Genomic DNA, 15,743 nt, shown 5'->3' on the forward strand with positions numbered 1-15,743 from the left:
CTCCCTTGTGTTGGTCAGGAGAGCGCCATGCCGATGCCGAGGGCGATCATCATGACCGCGATGACGCCGTCGAGGATGCGCCATGTCATCGGGGTGGCGAAGAGGCCGGCGAGACGGCGGGCGCCGAGTCCGAGGCCGGTGAACCACAGTGCGCTTGCCGCGACCGCGCCGGCGCCGAAAAGCCAACGCTGGCTGTGGTGTTCGTTGGCCAGGGTGCCGAGCAGGACGACGGTGTCGAGGTAGACGTGGGGGTTGAGCCAGGTGAGGGCTAAACAGGTGACGAGGACTTCGGCGAGTCGGGCGGGGGAGCGTTCGGAGGGGTTGAGGGTTGAGGGTCGCCAGGCGCGGCGGGCGGCGAGTACGCCGTAGCCGATGAGGAATGCCGCCCCGCCGAACTTTGCGACGGTGACGGCGTCGGGGTGGGCGGTGATGAGTGCTCCGACGCCTGCGATGCCGGCGGCGATGAGGATCAGGTCAGAGATCGTGCAGACCGCGATGACCGGTACCACATGCTCACGGCGAATGCCTTGGCGCAGCACGAAGGCGTTCTGTGCACCGATCGCGGCGATCAACGCCATGGTCGTGAGGAAGCCGAGCAGCACGGGGGAGTTCACGACTCCGACGGTATGGGCATCTGTTGATCAAGTACAGCTAATGATTCTTCATCTGCATTAGACAAAGTAATGTACGTTGGACGGCTAGGTCAATCGCCCGGACAGTTCATGGGCTTGGTCGAGCAACAGTGCGCCCATCCCCGGGAGGCGTTCGGGTCGGAATCGGGTCTCGACGCCGGTGAGGCTCAAGGCCCAGGCGGGTCGGCCCGTGCGGTCGAAGACCGCGGCGCCGATCCCCCAACTGCCCTCGACGAGTAGGCCGGGGTTGACGGCGTAACCCGTGCGCCGGGTGGCGGCGATGCGCGTTCGTATCGCGTGCTCGGAATGCGTTGCGCCGAAAAAGGTCTCAAGGTCAGCGCGGGTGAAGTAGTTGTCGATGTCGCGGTCGGGCAGATGGCTCAGGATGGCCAGTCCGGCGGAGGCGACGCCCAAGGGGAAACGAATTCCCGCATGCAGCACATGGGAGCGCAGCGGGAAGCTGCCTTCCTGGCTGAACACGCACACTGTCTCATCGCCGCGGCGGGCAGACAGAAACGCACTCTCCCCGGTCTGACGTGCCAGCAGATCGATGACGTCGCGAGACTCTTCGGTGATGTCGTAGCGCGCCGCGGCGCCGGCGCCGAGGAGGAATAGCTCCGGACCCAGCGACCACAGTCCGGTCGCGGCGTCTCGGTCGAGCAGTCCTTCGTCGACCAGCGCCGCCAACAACCGGTGCGCGGTGGGCCGGGGAATGCCGGTCGCCCGGGCGAGCTCCGTGGTGGAAGCTGCCGCCGATGCGCTGGCGCCGACTGCTCGAAGCAGTGCCGCCGCGCGGCCGAGTACCGTCGTGCCCTTCTCGTCCACCGCCGTAGCATAGCGTCCACTCAGTGAACGCCTAAGTGCGAATCGGTCGTCAGGCGAGCAATGTGCCAGGCGCTATTGCCGTCCTGACGTCTGTTGTCACACCATCGACCCGAGTCTGAACAGTGGACGCGAAGCAGGGAGCGAAATGTCATCGAAGGTGTACGCCACGGCTGCGGATGCAGTAGCCGACATCGCAAGCGGTGCCACCATTGCGGTGGGTGGATTCGGTCTGTGCGGCATCCCGGATGCATTGATCGCGGCAATCGCCGAGTCGACGGCCACCGACTTCGAGGTGTTCTCCAACAACTGCGGCGTTGACGACCACGGCCTCGGCATCCTGCTGGCGCTCGGCCGGATCAGGCGCGTGACGGCGTCCTATGTCGGCGAGAACAAGGAGTTCGCGCGGCAGTACCTCGCCGGTGAACTGGAAGTCGAACTCGTCCCGCAAGGCACCCTCGCTGAACGGTTGCGCGCCGGCGGTGCGGGCATACCGGCGTTCTTCACCCCTGCCGGGGTCGGCACCCCAGTTGCCGACGGCGGCATGCCATGGCGGTATGCCCCCGATGGTTCCGTCGCGATCGCCTCGCCTCCCAAGGAAACTCGCGTCTTCGGCGACAAGCGCTACGTTCTGGAGGAGGGCATCACCGCCGACGTCGGGCTGGTGCACGCTCGCCTCGGCGACACCGACGGCAACCTCGTGTTCGAAAAGGCTGCCATGAATTTCAACCCGTTGGCGGCCATGGCCAGCCGCATCACCATCGCGCAAGTGGAGGAACTCGTCGAACCGGGCGCGATCGACCCCGGACGGGTTCACCTGCCTGGCGTGTTCGTCCAACGCATCGTGCACACCGGACCTCAGGACAAGCGCATCGAGAAGCGCACCGTCGCGGAAGGAACTCATCGATGACCACCGCAGTCGTTACGGGCTGGACCCGTGACCAGATGGCCGCGCGCGCGGCTGCCGAATTGGTCGACGGCCAGTACGTCAACCTTGGCATCGGACTGCCCACGCTGATCCCGAGCTACCTCAGCGCCGACGTTCGCGTCATCCTGCACTCGGAGAACGGAATTCTGGGTACCGGTGGTTATCCGACCGAACCCGAGGTCGACGCCGACCTCATCAACGCGGGCAAGGAGACCGTCACCGTCAAACCCGGCGCCGCGTTCTTCGACTCCTCGCTTTCCTTCGGCATGATTCGCGGCGGCCACATCGACACCGCCGTCCTGGGTGGCATGCAGGTGTCCCGCACCGGCGACTTGGCCAACTGGATGGTGCCAGGAAAGATGGTCAAGGGCATGGGTGGTGCGATGGACCTCGTGCATGGTGCCGCGCGGGTCATTGTCGTGATGGAGCACACCGACCGCGGTGGTGCGCCGAAAATCCTTGAGACGTGCACACTTCCGCTGACCGGTCAGAGCGTCGTCGACCGAATAATCACCAATATGGCGGTCATCGATGTCGTCGGGGACGGAACGCTCTTGCTCCGTGAGCTCGCGCCCGGCGTCACCGTCGACGCCGTCATCGCCGCCACCGGCGCGCCCCTCACCGAGGCACTGTCATGACCGCGACACCAGTTCTGGTGGCGGGGGCGCGCACGCCCGTGGGCCGGCTGATGGGGTCATTGGCAGGCTTCAGCGGCTCCGAGTTGGGCGCCGTCGCCATCAAAGGGGCACTGGAGAAAGCCGGGATCGCAGGCGATCAGGTGCAATACGTCATCATGGGGCAGGTATTGACCGCAGGTGCGGGGCAGCTTCCGGCTCGGCAGGCGGCCGTCGGGGCCGGGATCCCGATGTCGGTGCCCGCCTTGACGGTCAACAAGGTCTGCCTGTCTGGCCTCGACGCAATCGCTCTGGCAGCACAACTGATTCACGCGGGTGTGGCTGACGTGATCGTGGCGGGCGGACAGGAATCGATGACGCAGGCACCGCACATGCTGGAGAAGTCGAGAGCAGGCTTCAAGTACGGTGACGCCACCATGCGGGACCACCTCGCCTACGACGGGCTTCACGACGTGTTCACCGATCAAGCGATGGGCTGCCTCACGGACGCCGCCAACGCGCTCACCCGAGCCGAACAGGACGAGTTCGCGGCCGCGTCACACCAACGCGCGGCCGCCGCATGGAAGAACGGTCTGTTCGACGACGAGGTGGTGCCTGTCGAAATCCCACAACGTCGCGGTGAGCCAGTGCTGTTCGCCGAGGACGAGGGCATCCGTGCCGACACGACCGCGGACGCGCTAGGCCGGCTACGGCCCGCATTCCTGGCCACCGGGACCATTACGGCGGGCAACGCGTCGACCATCAATGACGGTGCCGCCGCCGTCGTGGTGATGAGCAGGGCCAGGGCCGAGGAATTGGGCATGAACTGGATCGCGGAGATCGGCGCCCATGGCATGGTCGCCGGGCCGGACTCGACCCTGCAGCTTCAACCCGCCAACGCCATCGAAAAGGCTTGTGGCATCGCTGGAATCGAATCGGCCGCGCTCGACCTTGTCGAGATCAACGAGGCCTTCGCCGCGGTCGGCCTCGAATCCACCCGCGCACTTGGCCTTGATTCCGAGCGGGTCAACGTCAACGGAGGCGCCATCGCCATCGGGCATCCACTCGGAATGTCCGGGGCGCGGATCGCCCTGCACCTGGCACTCGAACTGCGCCGTCGCGGCGGAGGAACAGGTGCGGCAGCACTCTGCGGTGGTGGCGGTCAGGGTTCGGCGTTGATCCTGGCTGTGCCGCGCTGAGAAGCGCTGCTCGGCTACTTCCCGCCCGCGCCCTGCCACACCGCGTCGAACGGCGTATTGCCGCTCACCCGATCGACGATTCCGGCGGTGGTGAATTCTTTGGCATGGGAGACCGCGTCGCCGACGTCGGACCCCTTGGCGAGTTCGGCCGTGATGGCGGCGGCCAGTGTGCACCCGGCTCCGGCGACGCGCGCGTGCCCGACCTTCGGTGCGCGCAGGATTTCGGCGTCACTTCCGTCGAAGAAGACGTCGACGGCGTCGTCGCCGGGGAATTCGGCCCCGCCCTTCACGACGACATAGCGGGGACCGAGTTCGGCGATGCGTCGAGCCGCTTCGATGAGATCGTCGACCGTCGAGATCTCATCCATACCGGCCAGCGTGCGAGCTTCGAACAAGTTGGGTGTCGTGACGGTCGCGAGCGGCAGGATCTGCCGCCGCAGCGCGGTGTCGGTGTCGAGGGCGGCGCCCGGTTCCTGCCCTTTGCAGATCAGGACGGGGTCGACGACGACGTGCTGCCAGGACTGACGGGCGAGGGCCTGTGCCACGACGTCGATCGTGGCGGGCGTGCCCAACATGCCGATCTTGACGACATCGAGGTCGTAGGCCGACGTCGCGGCTTCGATCTGGTCGGCGATGACCTTCGGGTCGACCGGCACGAACCGGTGCGCCCAGTTCGCCTTCGGGTCGAACGACACGATGCACGTCACCGTGCCGACACCGTAGGTACCGAGCTGCTGAAAAGTCCGGAGGTCAGCTTGGAGTCCGGCGCCGCCGGTCGCTTCGGATCCGGCGATGACATATGCCTGGTCAACCACGTCTTCGAGCCTACGACACCCGTCTAGCCGCAAGGTTCGAGCGTGCCCTCTACTGCGCTGGCAGAAGCGCGTCGGCGGTGATCGGGAAGTCGCGGACCCGGCGGCCGGTGGCGTTGAACACCGCGTTGCCGATCGCGGGTGCCACACCGGTGATGACGAGTTCGGCCAGCCCTTTGACGCCGAGGCTGCTGACTCGCTGGTCGTCACCGCCGCCGAGGTAGATCGCGCGCAGGTCAGTGATGTCGGCATTGACCGGCACCAGGTAGTCCGACAAGTTGGCGTTGACGATCCTGCCGTCACGAGCGTCGGTTACGGTGTGCTCCAGCAACGCTTTTCCGATACCGCCGACCATGCCGCCGATTGCCTGGCTGTTTGCGAGCTTCGGGTTGATGATCCGGCCGGTGTCGTAGACGCCCAGCATCCGCCGCACCCGCACGATGCCCAGTGTCGCGTCGACGGCCACCTCGGTGAAGACCGCGCCGTAGCCGTACATCGAAAACCGGCTCTCTTCAGGTGGATTGAACGCGCCGATGGTCTCGAGGTGCGGACGGTTGTTGCGGCGCAGGAGCTGCTCGTACGTCTCCCCGCGGAGATAGTCGTTGCGTAGCTGCAGCCGGCCGTTCCGCACGATCACGTCACCGGCGTCGACGCCGTGCAGGGGCGAGCGGGGATCGTTGACCGCCAACGCCACCGCTTGCTGGCGCACCGTGTCGCACCCGGTCTGCACGGCCGATCCGACACTCGCCATGGTCATCGACCCGCCGTGCGGCGGGGTCGGCGGCATGTCGGAATCGCCGAGCCGGAAGTCCACTCGGCCGATCGCCAACCCGAGGGCATCGGCGCCGACCTGCGACATCGATGTGTATGTGCCAGGCCCCATATCGCTGCTCGCGGTTTGGATCAGCGCCGTGCCGTCGGCATTGACGCGTACGTGCGCCTGTGCGGTCCGGCGTGGGGAACCGTAGACCGCGGCGGCCATGCCGGTACCGATCAGCCAGTCACCTTCGCGGCTGGACCGCGGTGTGGGATTGCGACGCTCCCAGCCGAACTCGCGCGCACCGACGGTGTAGCACTCACGCAACCGGCGAGTGGAAAACGGCAGCCCGCTGGATTCATCGGTGCTCGGCTCGTTGCGGACCCGCAGCTCGATCGGATCGATGCCGAGTTCGTTGGCGAGCTCGTCCATGGCCGATTCCACGACCAGGACAGCGGTCGCCATGCCGGGGCCGCGCATCCAGATCGGGGTATTCACATCGAGCGGGACCGTTGAGTACGCCTGCCAGACGTTGGGCAGGCTGTAGAGCATCTGCCCGGGCGCCAGCACTTCCTCGGTGAAAGTCTCGTATCTCGACGTTTCGCTGCGAATATCATGGGTCGCCGCGGTCAGACGCCCGCTGCGGTCGCTGCCCAGCCGAACGCGGTAGGTGTATGCGGGCTGAAAACCCGTGCCGAAGTACAACTGTCGCCGGGACAGTACGAGTTTGACCGGACGACCCATTTCCCGTGCGGCCAGAGCCGCGATGGTGACGTGCGGCCAGGCCCGCAGCGCACTGCCGAAAGCGCCACCGACGAACGGCGAGATGACGTGCACGGCCTCCTGGGGGATACCGAATACGGCGGCGAGTTCCTGTTGTGTGCCGCCCACCACCCACTGGGTTTTGTCCCAGACAGTAAGCCGGTCCCCGTCCCATCGGGCGATGGTGGCGTGCGGTTCCATCGGGTTGTGGTGGTTGCGGGCCATCCGGTACGTCATGTCCAGCCGGACCTGCGCACCGGCGAGCGCTGCGTCGGCATCGCCGCGCGTGTACGACTCGGGCGGATCGGCCGGGGCCGACGTCAGGTCCGTGACCGGTGCCTGCGCGTCGTAGGACACCTCCACCAGACTCGCAGCGTGTTGAGCCGCTTCCATGGACTCGGCCACCACGACCGCCACGGGCTGGCCGAAGAACTGGACCCGATCGTCCTGGAAGACGCGTAGCCGGGTGCCCGGTGGATTGTTGGACCCGCTGTTGTCCTGGTAAGCCAGTCGTGGTGCATCGAGGTGGCTCAACACGCGGAGTACCTCAGGCTGTGCGAGCGCCGCGTCGATGTCGATACCGGTGATGCGGCCGCGGCCGACGGTGCTGTCCACCGCGACGGCGTATACGACGCCGTCGATGGCGTGGTCGGCGGCATAGTCCGCGGCACCTGTCACTTTCAGCCGGCCGTCCACACGCGACTGTGGCGTTCCGACCGCGATCTGTGGTTGCAACGTCATGGTCGGCCTCCGATGATCGTCAATTGCCGTTCGACGGTGCGCTTTACCAACTCGACTTTGAAGGCGTTGCCGGACAAGGGTTTCGCGCCGTCCGCGGCGAGTGCCGCGGCCGACCGCCACAGCTCGGGGCTCACGGGCCGCCCGATGACAGCCTGTTCGACCGCGGGCAGCCGCCACGGCACCGTGCCCACTCCGCCGACCGCCACCCGGGCGCCGCGCACCGTGCCCGCGCCGATGTCGAGTGCGACGGCCGCTGAGCACAACGCGAATTCATACGATTGGCGGTCGCGCACTTTGAGATATCCCGACCGTGCAGCTTCCGGACGCACCGGCACTTCGATTGCGACGATGAGTTGCCCGGGCCGCAAATTATGTTCCTTATCGGGGGTGTCACCGGGTTGCCGGAAGAAGTCCGCGATGTGGATCGGGTGTTCACCGTTGCGGTCGCGCGTGATGACGGTCGCGTCGAGCGCGGTCAATGCCACCGCCAGGTCCGACGGATGAGTGGCCACGCAGTGATCGCTGGTTCCGAGGATCGCCAACGTGCGGTTGTACCCACCGATCGCCGCACAGCCCGAACCAGGGTTGCGACGATTGCACGCGGCTGAGGTGTCGCGGAAGTACAGGCAGCGTGGCCGCTGCATGAGGTTGCCGCCGATCGAGGCCATGTTGCGCAATTGCGCGGATGCGCTGAGCTCAAGCGCTTGACTGATGACCGGAAACTGTTGACGCACAACCGGATGCGCGGAAAGTTCCGACATCCGCACCAGCGATCCGATCCGCAGCCTCGTCGGGTTCAGGTCGATGTCGCGGTAGGGCAGGCCGTTGATGTCGATGACGTGTTCTGGGCGTTCCACGGTCTGGCGCATCAGATCGACGAGTGTGGTGCCACCGGCGATGTAACGGGCGCCCGATGCGCCGGCATCGAGTGCCGCGGATTCGTCGCCGGCTCTGCTGAATTCGAACGGGAACATGGGTTCAGGCTCCGTTCGGCGCGGTTCTGGCGACCGCGGTGACGATGTTGCTGTAGGCGCCGCAGCGGCAGATGTTGCCGCTCATCCACTCGCGGATCTCCTCGGGTGAGGACGTGTGGCCTTCCCGGATGCAGCCGATTCCGGACATGATCTGGCCGGGCGTGCAGAACCCGCACTGAAAGCCGTCTTCATCGATGAACGCCTGCTGCAGCGGATGCAGCTGACCGTTGGATTCGAGCCCTTCGATCGTGGTGACCTCGGCACCGTCGGTCATGACCGCCAGCGTCAGGCACGACACCACCCGCCTGCCGTCGACCAACACGGTGCACGCCCCACAGGCGCCCTGATCGCAACCCTTCTTGGTGCCGGTCAACCCGACTCGCTCGCGCAACATGTCCAGCAACGACGTGCGATTGTCGACGGCCACTTCCCGGTCTTCACCGTTGATGCGCATCCGCACCGTGCCGGTGATGTCTGACGCCGCCTGCTCGTCGTCGCCGCAGCCCTGCAGCAGCGGGAGCGCGACGGCCGCGCCACCCACAGCGACCGACGCGCCGACAAAGGTTCTGCGGGTGATCCGCAGCGAGGCCGTACCGGTCTCGACTTGCTCGTGCTCGCTCATCGTCGATCCTCTCGCGTGGAATCAGCGGGCGGTGTATCCGCCGTCGACGGGTAGCGCGACGCCGACGACGAAGCCGGCACCCGGACTGCACAACCAGAGCACCGCTGCGGCGACCTCGTCCGCTTCACCGAGGCGGTTGATCGGCTGGCCGGCAATGGCTTCGGCAAGGTCAAGGTCGCCCTTGTCGAGCATGTCGGTGACCATCGGGGTTGCGATGGTGCCGGGACATACCGCATTGATCCGGATCCCGCGCGGCGCGTATTCGAGCGCGGCGCTCCTCGTCAGACCGAGCACGCCGTGTTTGGCGGCGTGGTAGGCCGCACGGCCGGGAAGTCCGACCAGTCCGCCGAGCGACGAGCAGTTGACGATCGCGCCACTGCCCTGACGGCGCATCTGTGCCAGCTCGTGCTTCATGCAGGCCCACACGCCCCGGAGATTCACCGCGTTGACTTGGTCGAACGCCTCAGCCGGCTCGTCAGCCGCGTCGCATGGGGGCACCTGGATACCGGCGTTGTTGAATGCCATGTCGAGCCGGCCGTAGGTGTCGACCGCGGCCTGCACGGCGGTGGCCACGTTGGCTTCGTCGGCGACATCGCACTCCACGCCAAGTGCCTGGTGGCCGGCCGCGACGAACTCGTCGGTCACCTGGCTCAGAGATGCCGCGTTGATATCGGCCAGCACCACGGAAGCGCCGGACCGGGCGAACGCTCGCGCCGTGGCCAGGCCCATGCCGGAGCTCGCGCCGGTGACCAGAGCAACCTGGCCGCTGAAATCGTACGTCGGGTTTGTTGGCATCACAGCAACCAGGAAACGCTTGTTCGACTACGTGAGGGAGTCACTGACGAGACGTGTACTGAGAGTGCATCCCACGACCCCATAACCGGTCGTACCGTCGAATATGTGAACAACCGAGCCGAGGTCCGCGAGTTCCTGACCTCGCGGCGAGCCAAGATCACCCCGCAACAGGCGGGTATCCCCGAGGCAGGCCACCGCCGTGTACCCGGGTTACGACGCAGCGAGGTCGCCGCGCTGGCAGGTGTCAGCGTCGAGTACTACTCGAAGCTGGAACGCGGCTCCATCGGGGGCGTATCGGCGTCGGTGCTCGACGCACTGGCCCGGGCCCTGCAACTCGACGACGCCGAACGCGCGCATCTGTTTCACCTCGCGCACGCTGCCGACGGGACCAGTGCCGGCATGCGGCCGCGTCGCCGCCCGACTACCCGGTGGACACCACGTCCCGCACTGCAGTGGGTGCTCGACGGAATCCAACCGCCTGCCATCATTCGCAACGGCCGCATGGACCTGTTGGCGACCAACCACCTCGGCTATGCCATGCACGCATCGATGTACGAGCGTGAGCCCGGCGGCGTGCCGAACTTCGCCCGATACACGTTTCTCGACGAGGATTCGCACCGGTTCTATCCCGACTGGGAGAAGGCCGCCGACACGTGCGTCGCGATCCTGCGCACCGAGGCCGGCCGAGACCCGCACGACAAGGCGCTTCACGACCTCGTCGGTGAACTGTCCACTCGGAGTGAGCAATTCCGCAAGCTCTGGAGTTCGCACAACGTCCGCCTACATGGCGCTGGAATAAAGCACTTCCACCACACCGTCGTCGGCAATCTCGAACTGGCCTACGAAAGTGTCGACATGATCTCCGACCCGGGGCTCAGCCTCACGATCTATGTCGCCGAACCCGCCTCGCCGACAGCGCATGCGCTCGATCTTCTCGCATCTTGGGCCGCCACCGTCGCCGGCCCTGACAACGCCGCTGCCACCCCAGAACTCAAGGAGCACACATGAGAAGAGTCCTCACCCTGGCGGCCGTGCTGGCTGCCGCCGTGCCGCTCGGACTGTGGAAGTCCGCCCCGTCCCACGCCGAGGACAACGCCGTGCAGATCTCGCGCGGCGATTCCCGGCCCGCCACACCGGGCCCGGCCGACACGTTCACCGGCCAAGTGAGTGTCAAACCGTTGTTCGATCCGAACACTGCCCGCCAATTCAGTTCAGCCGAAGTCTCATTCACGCCGTGTGCGCGTACGGCCTGGCACAGCCACCCCGGCGGCCAGACGTTGATCGTCACCGCGGGGTCCGGCTGGGTCCAGGAGTGGGGCGGACACAAACAAGACATCCGGCCGGGCGACGTGATCTGGACACCGCCCGGTGTGAAGCACTGGCACGGCGCCACCGAGGACGCGGCCATGACCCACATCGCGATTCAGTCGGTGGTCGACGGCCAGGTCGTCGACTGGATGGAGCACGTCACCGACGACCAGTACCTCCACTAACCCAACGATCAGGAGACCCCCATGCTTGGTGCAGTGATGCACGCCCCCGGCGACGTCCAGGTCGAGAACCGGCCCGACCCGAAGATCATCGAACCGACCGACGCCGTCATCCGCGTCTCGGCCGCCTGCATCTGTGGTAGCGACCTGTGGCCGTGGCGTGGAATCGAAGACGTCAGTTCGGCGACCCCGATGGGTCATGAGTATGTCGGCATCGTCGAAGAGGTCGGCAGCGAGGTCACCACGATCAAGCCGGGCCAGTTCGTGGTCGGCTCTTTCTTCGCCTCCGACAACACCTGTGAAATCTGCCAGGCCGGGTACCAGAGCCGCTGTGAGCACGCGGTGCTGATGGGAGGTATCGGCACGCAAGCCGAATACGCCCGCATCCCACTCGCCGATGGCACGCTTGTGGCCACGCCGGAGCTCCCGCCCGCCGATCTGGTTCCGAGCCTGCTGGCCGCCTCCGACGTGTTGGGCACCGGTTGGTTCGCCGCCGTCGCCGCAGAGGCCGGCCCGGGTAAGACGGTCGCTGTGGTCGGCGACGGGGCCGTCGGTCTGCTCGGTGTGATGGCGGCCAAACAGCTTGGCGCCGAACGTATCATCGCCATGAGCCGGCACGCCGACCGACAGCAGTTGGCCCGCGAGTTCGGGGCGACCGACATCGTCGCAGAACGCGGTGACGCCGGCGTAGCGGCCATCAAGGATCTGACCCGCGGCTTGGGCGCGCACAGTGTCATCGAGGCGGTCGGCACACAGGAATCGATGATGCAGGCCATCCGTTCCACCCGCCCGGGCGGTCACGTCGGCTATGTCGGCGTCGCCCACGGCGTCGAGCTGCCCGGCGATGAACTGTTCTTCTCCGCGGTGCACCTGCACGGTGGTCCCGCGCCGGTTCGCCGATTCCTTCCCGAACTGATCGACCTGATCTGGAACCGAAAGATCGAACCCGGCAAGGTGTTCGACATGACCCTGCCCCTACCGGAGGCGGCAGACGGCTACCGGGCGATGGACGAACGGCGGGCCGTAAAGGTGTTACTCACCACTTAGCGCGTCGGCCGGCACTGGTCGCGGCGGACCGAGCACCTCGTATACCCGGCGGCGCTCGTCGCCGCCGGGGCCCTTGACCGAATAGACGAGCCGGGCGAATCCGGCCCCGGTGTCCCACATCGTCGGGTGACGGACGTGGACCGCGTCGGCGTCGGACAGGACCGGGTTGCTGACCACGATGTATCGGATTCCGAAATCCCACGGCCGATTCAATGCCGCGGTGAAGTCGTAGTCGCTGGTGACGACGAATTGTTTGGGGTTGTCGGACGCGAGCCAGATACCCCAACCGAAGAACGTGTCCATCAGCACCGCGCCGTCAGGGAGGTGTTTGCGATCGAGAAACTCCGCGAGCAGGCGGTCGTCGACGAGTTCTCTGCGGTACCACTGCTGTTCGGCCGGATACTTCTCTGGGTTCAGGAGTGATTTGAGTCCGAACTGCAATGGCTGATTGCCGATGTTCTCGTTCAGCATGGAAGCGGTGGTCACGGGAATCGCGACGACGATCGACAGTGACAGCAGTGCCGGCCCCAACCGCAAGCCGACGGCGCGTGCCGCGCCCCATCCCGTGAGCGCGATCAGGATCACCATCGGGATGGCAGGCAGGTAGTAGCGGAACAACCCGAACGTGGTGCCCGAATAATGGCCCCAGACGGCGAAAGTCAGCACGGAACCGAACACCACCACCGGGACGAGGGCGTCGACCTTCCTGGCCAACACGGCCACGAGCGCGGCCAGGCCAACCGCGATGCCGACGAGCGGTTGCATCGCCAGGACCCGCGCGGCGACGAGCCACCCGTCCGCGGTGCCCGAATGCGCAGTGCCGCCGCGCGCCAGCGCCGCGGCGACCTGGCCTTCGTTGCCATAGCGGGATGACAGTTGGGCGAACAGTTCACCGCTGACGATCCACCCGGTGACGGCCCACGTCACGAACGCCACGGCGATCGGGAACATGACGATGAGCACGCTGAGGATCGTCGTCTGTGTGCGGTTGTCTCGGTCGGCTCGGGTGAATGCCACGACGGCGACAAGCACCGCTACACCGACCGCGGCCGGAATCATCTCGTACCGGGCGAGATAGCCGACTCCAAGTGCGATGCCGGCCCACGCCAAGTCGCCGACACGGCGCGTCTCGAGCCACTTCAGTAAATATCTGGTGCACCACACAAGGCAGAAGATCTCTGCTGCCTCGCTCATCCCCGAGCCGCCGTAGATGACGATGACGGGGTTGAGGGCGAAGCCTCCAACAGCCGCCCAACGCCAACCGCTTGTCAGACCACGGTCGAGGGCGATCCGCCGCACCATCAGCGCGGCACCGGCCATGAAGAGCGCGCTCTGAATCACGCCGGCCAGACCGTGTGTCTTCAGTTCGGGCCACCACGGGTGCAGCGACACCAGTGGGATCTCCACCAGGCTGGGCAGCGGATTCCAGACGAATCCGATAGCCGACAGGTGCGGATCCCGGCTCATCACGGTGTAGCCGGCGTTGGCGACTCGACTCGGCGCGTCCGGGTCGAACAGGTTGTACCGCACGAGCAGGATTGCGCCGACGGAGAAGTAGATGCCCGACAGTGCTGTGAAGATCGCCGCCGCCCGCCAACGCGGTGGCGACGACGTCTGCTCGGTCACGTCCGGGCGCGTCGGCGCCGCACCACCAGGATGGCGGTAGCCGTAGCGACGATGAGAACCGCAGCGCCGACACTCAGCGTCGCCCACCATTTCCAGGCGTCATCGACATGTGGTTCGTACGGCATCGGACCGCCTGAGCGCACAACGAGGTTCACCGTGTCGTCGTCGGCGCCTGTCGCAATGACATCACCGGTCAATGACGCCCACCGCCGATCGAGTCCACGAATGTAGTCGAAGCTACGGTCGACCAACGACCAATCACCCGTGGCGCTGATGCCCAGGACGCTTCGATCCTGAGCCGTGAATGCCTGGACTATGCCGAGAGGCCCGCCCAGGTCGATATCGGTGACCGGCTTTCCGTTGACGCCGATGGTGGTGCCTACTCCCGGCAGGAGCGGTGGCGTCATCCCCGCGGTCCGCAGTTCCTCACCGGTGGCCACGGCGATCAGCGGTGTGCGCGCGTTTGCCGCCTCATCGAAGGTCACGAGGCGCGGAAGTAGCGGCACGGCAGATTGTTGCCCCATGAGGTTGATCGCCTGTGCGGCGTAGCGGATCTGATCGGGACTGCTCACCGCTACGTCGACGTCGGGCGTGAACGCCATTGGGAGCACGGGGAACCCGCCCCGGTTATGCGTTCCTGGCGTGACGGTGAGCGTCGAGCGAGGATCGAGCGCGAAGGTCATGCGGTCCGACAGCGGGGCGCATTCGTGTCGAGGCACGTATCGCAGTTCCAGTCCCAGCCCGATGTTCGAGGCCACGGCTTCTGCGGGGATGTCGGCGGTGAGGTCCACCGTGCCCGAGCCGTCGAGTGAGCGTGAGGCAAGAATCGTGGAGCCGGCCCGGATCAGCAGCGATCCTTCGCCTTCGGTGACCGGGGTGTAGTTGGCGAGTAGGTGCAGCCGCGCCTGTTGGATTTGGCCCGTGCCGAACTGACCGATGTCGAACCCGGTGTACAGAGTTGTGGTGCCCAAGACCGAGGCCTCGGCATTCACCCCCAGCTGAGCAAACGTCAGGGTGTTCGAGGACTGCGGGCGATCATGAGTAGCCGAATTCACTGCGGCCGAATCGGCTTGGGCGAGCTTCGCGCGGCGATCGGTGAACAGGTCGACCTGTCGCACCAGGTCCGCGCCGCTGCCGGAGATCACCAGTGCCGCCGCGGGGGTACCGCCGTTTGCCACCGACAGCCGAGGCTTGCCGCCGTCACGAATCTCGATGACCCGGCTCGACCCGACAACCGGCCCCGCCGGCGCGCCCGATGTGTTCACGTCTACTCGTACCGGTATCGGGCGGTACAGATTCGTGAGTCGAGCAACCAGGTTCAGCGCGGCTTGCTGTTGGGACGACGAGGGTTTGGCTCCGACGTTTATCGTGACACGATCGAGGTAGCCCGGCAGAAAGTCGGCCACGGTCCGCGGGTTGGGGGACGCGCCGGAGTAGCTCGTCGACAACTGGCTCAGCGTGATCGACGGCACCTGTGAGCAGCTGTTGGCGGGTGTGTCCGCGTTTCGCAGGACAAAGCTCAGGCGCGCGGTGTTGTCGGTGACCTCGGCCGCGGAGATGTTGACGGTGAAGGGTTCGCTCGCCAGAGCGGTGGGTGCCTTGATCGCGCCGAGGAACGTGCCCCGTGAGTCGAGCACGTCGACACGCCCTTCGGGAGCGTCGACGACCGACCCGATCTGGCCACTCAGGCTCGTGGGGGTAACACCCTGGGGGACAGGGACTTCCACGTAGTTTCGTTGGTTGTCGCCCAAGAGGACCAGTTCATCGGACAACCCGAGCTGCCCCCAGCCGACGGCCGGTGTACTCGAAGGGCTGATCTGGTTTTGTATCGGGTCGGCGGAAGCCGCGGGCGCAGCGAGCGTCCCGATGAGGATTGTCGGCACGGCGAGCAGTGCCAGCTTGCGCAGGCGGTTCATGGCGTC

The 15,743-nt window shown here is 66.2% G+C and carries 15 protein-coding genes; 6 read left to right on the forward strand and 9 right to left on the reverse strand.

Features of this window, described 5'->3' with window-relative positions; genetic code table 11:
* Positions 1-14 precede the first annotated feature (14 nt).
* Both lysE and ACRCUN_RS23235 read right to left on the reverse strand, forming a co-directional pair.
* Complete coding sequence (gene lysE, locus ACRCUN_RS23230) at positions 15-614, reverse strand: L-lysine exporter (protein WP_462143973.1); 600 nt, start codon at positions 612-614, stop codon at positions 15-17.
* Positions 615-698: 84 nt separating this feature from the next.
* Complete coding sequence (locus ACRCUN_RS23235) at positions 699-1,457, reverse strand: IclR family transcriptional regulator (protein ID WP_462143974.1); 759 nt, start codon at positions 1,455-1,457, stop codon at positions 699-701.
* 145 nt (positions 1,458-1,602) lie between these two features.
* Here ACRCUN_RS23235 and ACRCUN_RS23240 point away from each other — a divergent pair, with 145 nt between their 5' ends.
* The 3 genes from ACRCUN_RS23240 to ACRCUN_RS23250 are packed head-to-tail and all read left to right on the forward strand — an operon-like array spanning position 1,603 to position 4,195.
* Positions 1,603-2,364 carry a CoA transferase subunit A gene (locus ACRCUN_RS23240; protein ID WP_462143975.1) on the forward strand — a complete coding sequence of 254 codons (762 nt, stop codon included), beginning with the start codon at positions 1,603-1,605 and terminating at the stop codon, positions 2,362-2,364.
* Positions 2,361-3,020, forward strand: coding sequence for a 3-oxoacid CoA-transferase subunit B (locus ACRCUN_RS23245; RefSeq protein WP_462143976.1), 660 nt, complete (start codon positions 2,361-2,363; stop codon positions 3,018-3,020). The genes ACRCUN_RS23240 and ACRCUN_RS23245 overlap by 4 nt, the downstream gene beginning before the upstream one ends.
* Positions 3,017-4,195, forward strand: a complete 1,179-nt coding sequence (locus ACRCUN_RS23250) for an acetyl-CoA C-acetyltransferase (protein ID WP_462143977.1) — start codon at positions 3,017-3,019, stop codon at positions 4,193-4,195. Before ACRCUN_RS23245 ends, ACRCUN_RS23250 begins: the two co-directional genes overlap by 4 nt.
* A 14-nt stretch (positions 4,196-4,209) precedes the next feature.
* Here the strand turns inward: ACRCUN_RS23250 and thiD are convergent, their stop codons facing one another.
* The 5 genes from thiD to ACRCUN_RS23275 are packed head-to-tail and all read right to left on the reverse strand — an operon-like array spanning position 4,210 to position 9,658.
* The gene (gene thiD, locus ACRCUN_RS23255) at positions 4,210-5,010 is read right to left on the reverse strand and encodes a bifunctional hydroxymethylpyrimidine kinase/phosphomethylpyrimidine kinase (RefSeq protein WP_462143978.1); all 801 of its coding nucleotides are present in this window, start codon (positions 5,008-5,010) and stop codon (positions 4,210-4,212) included.
* A 49-nt stretch (positions 5,011-5,059) separates the two neighbouring features.
* Positions 5,060-7,267 carry a xanthine dehydrogenase family protein molybdopterin-binding subunit gene (locus tag ACRCUN_RS23260; RefSeq protein WP_462143979.1) on the reverse strand — a complete coding sequence of 736 codons (2,208 nt, stop codon included), beginning with the start codon at positions 7,265-7,267 and terminating at the stop codon, positions 5,060-5,062.
* Positions 7,264-8,241, reverse strand: a complete 978-nt coding sequence (locus ACRCUN_RS23265) for an FAD binding domain-containing protein (RefSeq protein WP_462143980.1) — start codon at positions 8,239-8,241, stop codon at positions 7,264-7,266. The genes ACRCUN_RS23260 and ACRCUN_RS23265 overlap by 4 nt, the downstream gene beginning before the upstream one ends.
* 4 nt (positions 8,242-8,245) lie before the next feature.
* Positions 8,246-8,863 carry a (2Fe-2S)-binding protein gene (locus ACRCUN_RS23270; RefSeq protein ID WP_462143981.1) on the reverse strand — a complete coding sequence of 206 codons (618 nt, stop codon included), beginning with the start codon at positions 8,861-8,863 and terminating at the stop codon, positions 8,246-8,248.
* A gap of 21 nt (positions 8,864-8,884) precedes the next feature.
* Positions 8,885-9,658, reverse strand: a complete 774-nt coding sequence (locus tag ACRCUN_RS23275) for a glucose 1-dehydrogenase (protein WP_462143982.1) — start codon at positions 9,656-9,658, stop codon at positions 8,885-8,887.
* Between the two features lie 105 nt (positions 9,659-9,763).
* On the opposite strand from ACRCUN_RS23275, the gene ACRCUN_RS23280 reads away from it, so the two are divergent.
* From ACRCUN_RS23280 to ACRCUN_RS23290, 3 genes are read left to right on the forward strand one after another with little or no spacing between them, the layout of a single operon-like run.
* Positions 9,764-10,666: a helix-turn-helix transcriptional regulator gene (locus ACRCUN_RS23280; RefSeq protein ID WP_462143983.1), complete on the forward strand. Its 903-nt coding sequence runs from the start codon at positions 9,764-9,766 to the stop codon at positions 10,664-10,666.
* Positions 10,663-11,151, forward strand: a complete 489-nt coding sequence (locus tag ACRCUN_RS23285) for a (R)-mandelonitrile lyase (RefSeq protein ID WP_462143984.1) — start codon at positions 10,663-10,665, stop codon at positions 11,149-11,151. The genes ACRCUN_RS23280 and ACRCUN_RS23285 overlap by 4 nt, the downstream gene beginning before the upstream one ends.
* 21 nt (positions 11,152-11,172) lie before the next feature.
* Positions 11,173-12,195, forward strand: a complete 1,023-nt coding sequence (locus ACRCUN_RS23290) for a zinc-dependent alcohol dehydrogenase family protein (RefSeq protein ID WP_462143985.1) — start codon at positions 11,173-11,175, stop codon at positions 12,193-12,195.
* Here the strand turns inward: ACRCUN_RS23290 and ACRCUN_RS23295 are convergent.
* Both ACRCUN_RS23295 and ACRCUN_RS23300 read right to left on the reverse strand, forming a co-directional pair.
* Positions 12,181-13,821, reverse strand: a complete 1,641-nt coding sequence (locus ACRCUN_RS23295) for a glycosyltransferase family protein (protein ID WP_462143986.1) — start codon at positions 13,819-13,821, stop codon at positions 12,181-12,183. The two genes, ACRCUN_RS23290 and ACRCUN_RS23295, sit on opposite strands and share 15 nt — an antisense overlap.
* Positions 13,818-15,737, reverse strand: a complete 1,920-nt coding sequence (locus ACRCUN_RS23300; protein ID WP_462143987.1) for a cellulose biosynthesis cyclic di-GMP-binding regulatory protein BcsB — start codon at positions 15,735-15,737, stop codon at positions 13,818-13,820. The genes ACRCUN_RS23295 and ACRCUN_RS23300 overlap by 4 nt, the downstream gene beginning before the upstream one ends.
* Between the last annotated feature and the right edge of the window lie 6 nt (positions 15,738-15,743).

It is taken from the genome of Mycobacterium venezuelense (genome assembly GCF_054919535.1).

What these genes read in the sequence shown, in the direction of transcription:
- ACRCUN_RS23240 (WP_462143975.1), top strand. Translation starts at nt 1,603, where the DNA reads ATGTCATCGAAGGTGTACGCCACGGCTGCGGATGCAGTAGCCGACATC.
- ACRCUN_RS23245 (WP_462143976.1), top strand. Translation starts at nt 2,361, where the DNA reads ATGACCACCGCAGTCGTTACGGGCTGGACCCGTGACCAGATGGCCGCG.
- ACRCUN_RS23250 (WP_462143977.1), top strand. Translation starts at nt 3,017, where the DNA reads ATGACCGCGACACCAGTTCTGGTGGCGGGGGCGCGCACGCCCGTGGGC.
- ACRCUN_RS23260 (WP_462143979.1), bottom strand. Translation starts at nt 7,267, where the DNA reads ATGACGTTGCAACCACAGATCGCGGTCGGAACGCCACAGTCGCGTGTG.
- ACRCUN_RS23265 (WP_462143980.1), bottom strand. Translation starts at nt 8,241, where the DNA reads ATGTTCCCGTTCGAATTCAGCAGAGCCGGCGACGAATCCGCGGCACTC.
- ACRCUN_RS23270 (WP_462143981.1), bottom strand. Translation starts at nt 8,863, where the DNA reads ATGAGCGAGCACGAGCAAGTCGAGACCGGTACGGCCTCGCTGCGGATC.
- ACRCUN_RS23275 (WP_462143982.1), bottom strand. Translation starts at nt 9,658, where the DNA reads ATGCCAACAAACCCGACGTACGATTTCAGCGGCCAGGTTGCTCTGGTC.
- ACRCUN_RS23285 (WP_462143984.1), top strand. Translation starts at nt 10,663, where the DNA reads ATGAGAAGAGTCCTCACCCTGGCGGCCGTGCTGGCTGCCGCCGTGCCG.
- ACRCUN_RS23290 (WP_462143985.1), top strand. Translation starts at nt 11,173, where the DNA reads ATGCTTGGTGCAGTGATGCACGCCCCCGGCGACGTCCAGGTCGAGAAC.
- ACRCUN_RS23300 (WP_462143987.1), bottom strand. Translation starts at nt 15,737, where the DNA reads ATGAACCGCCTGCGCAAGCTGGCACTGCTCGCCGTGCCGACAATCCTC.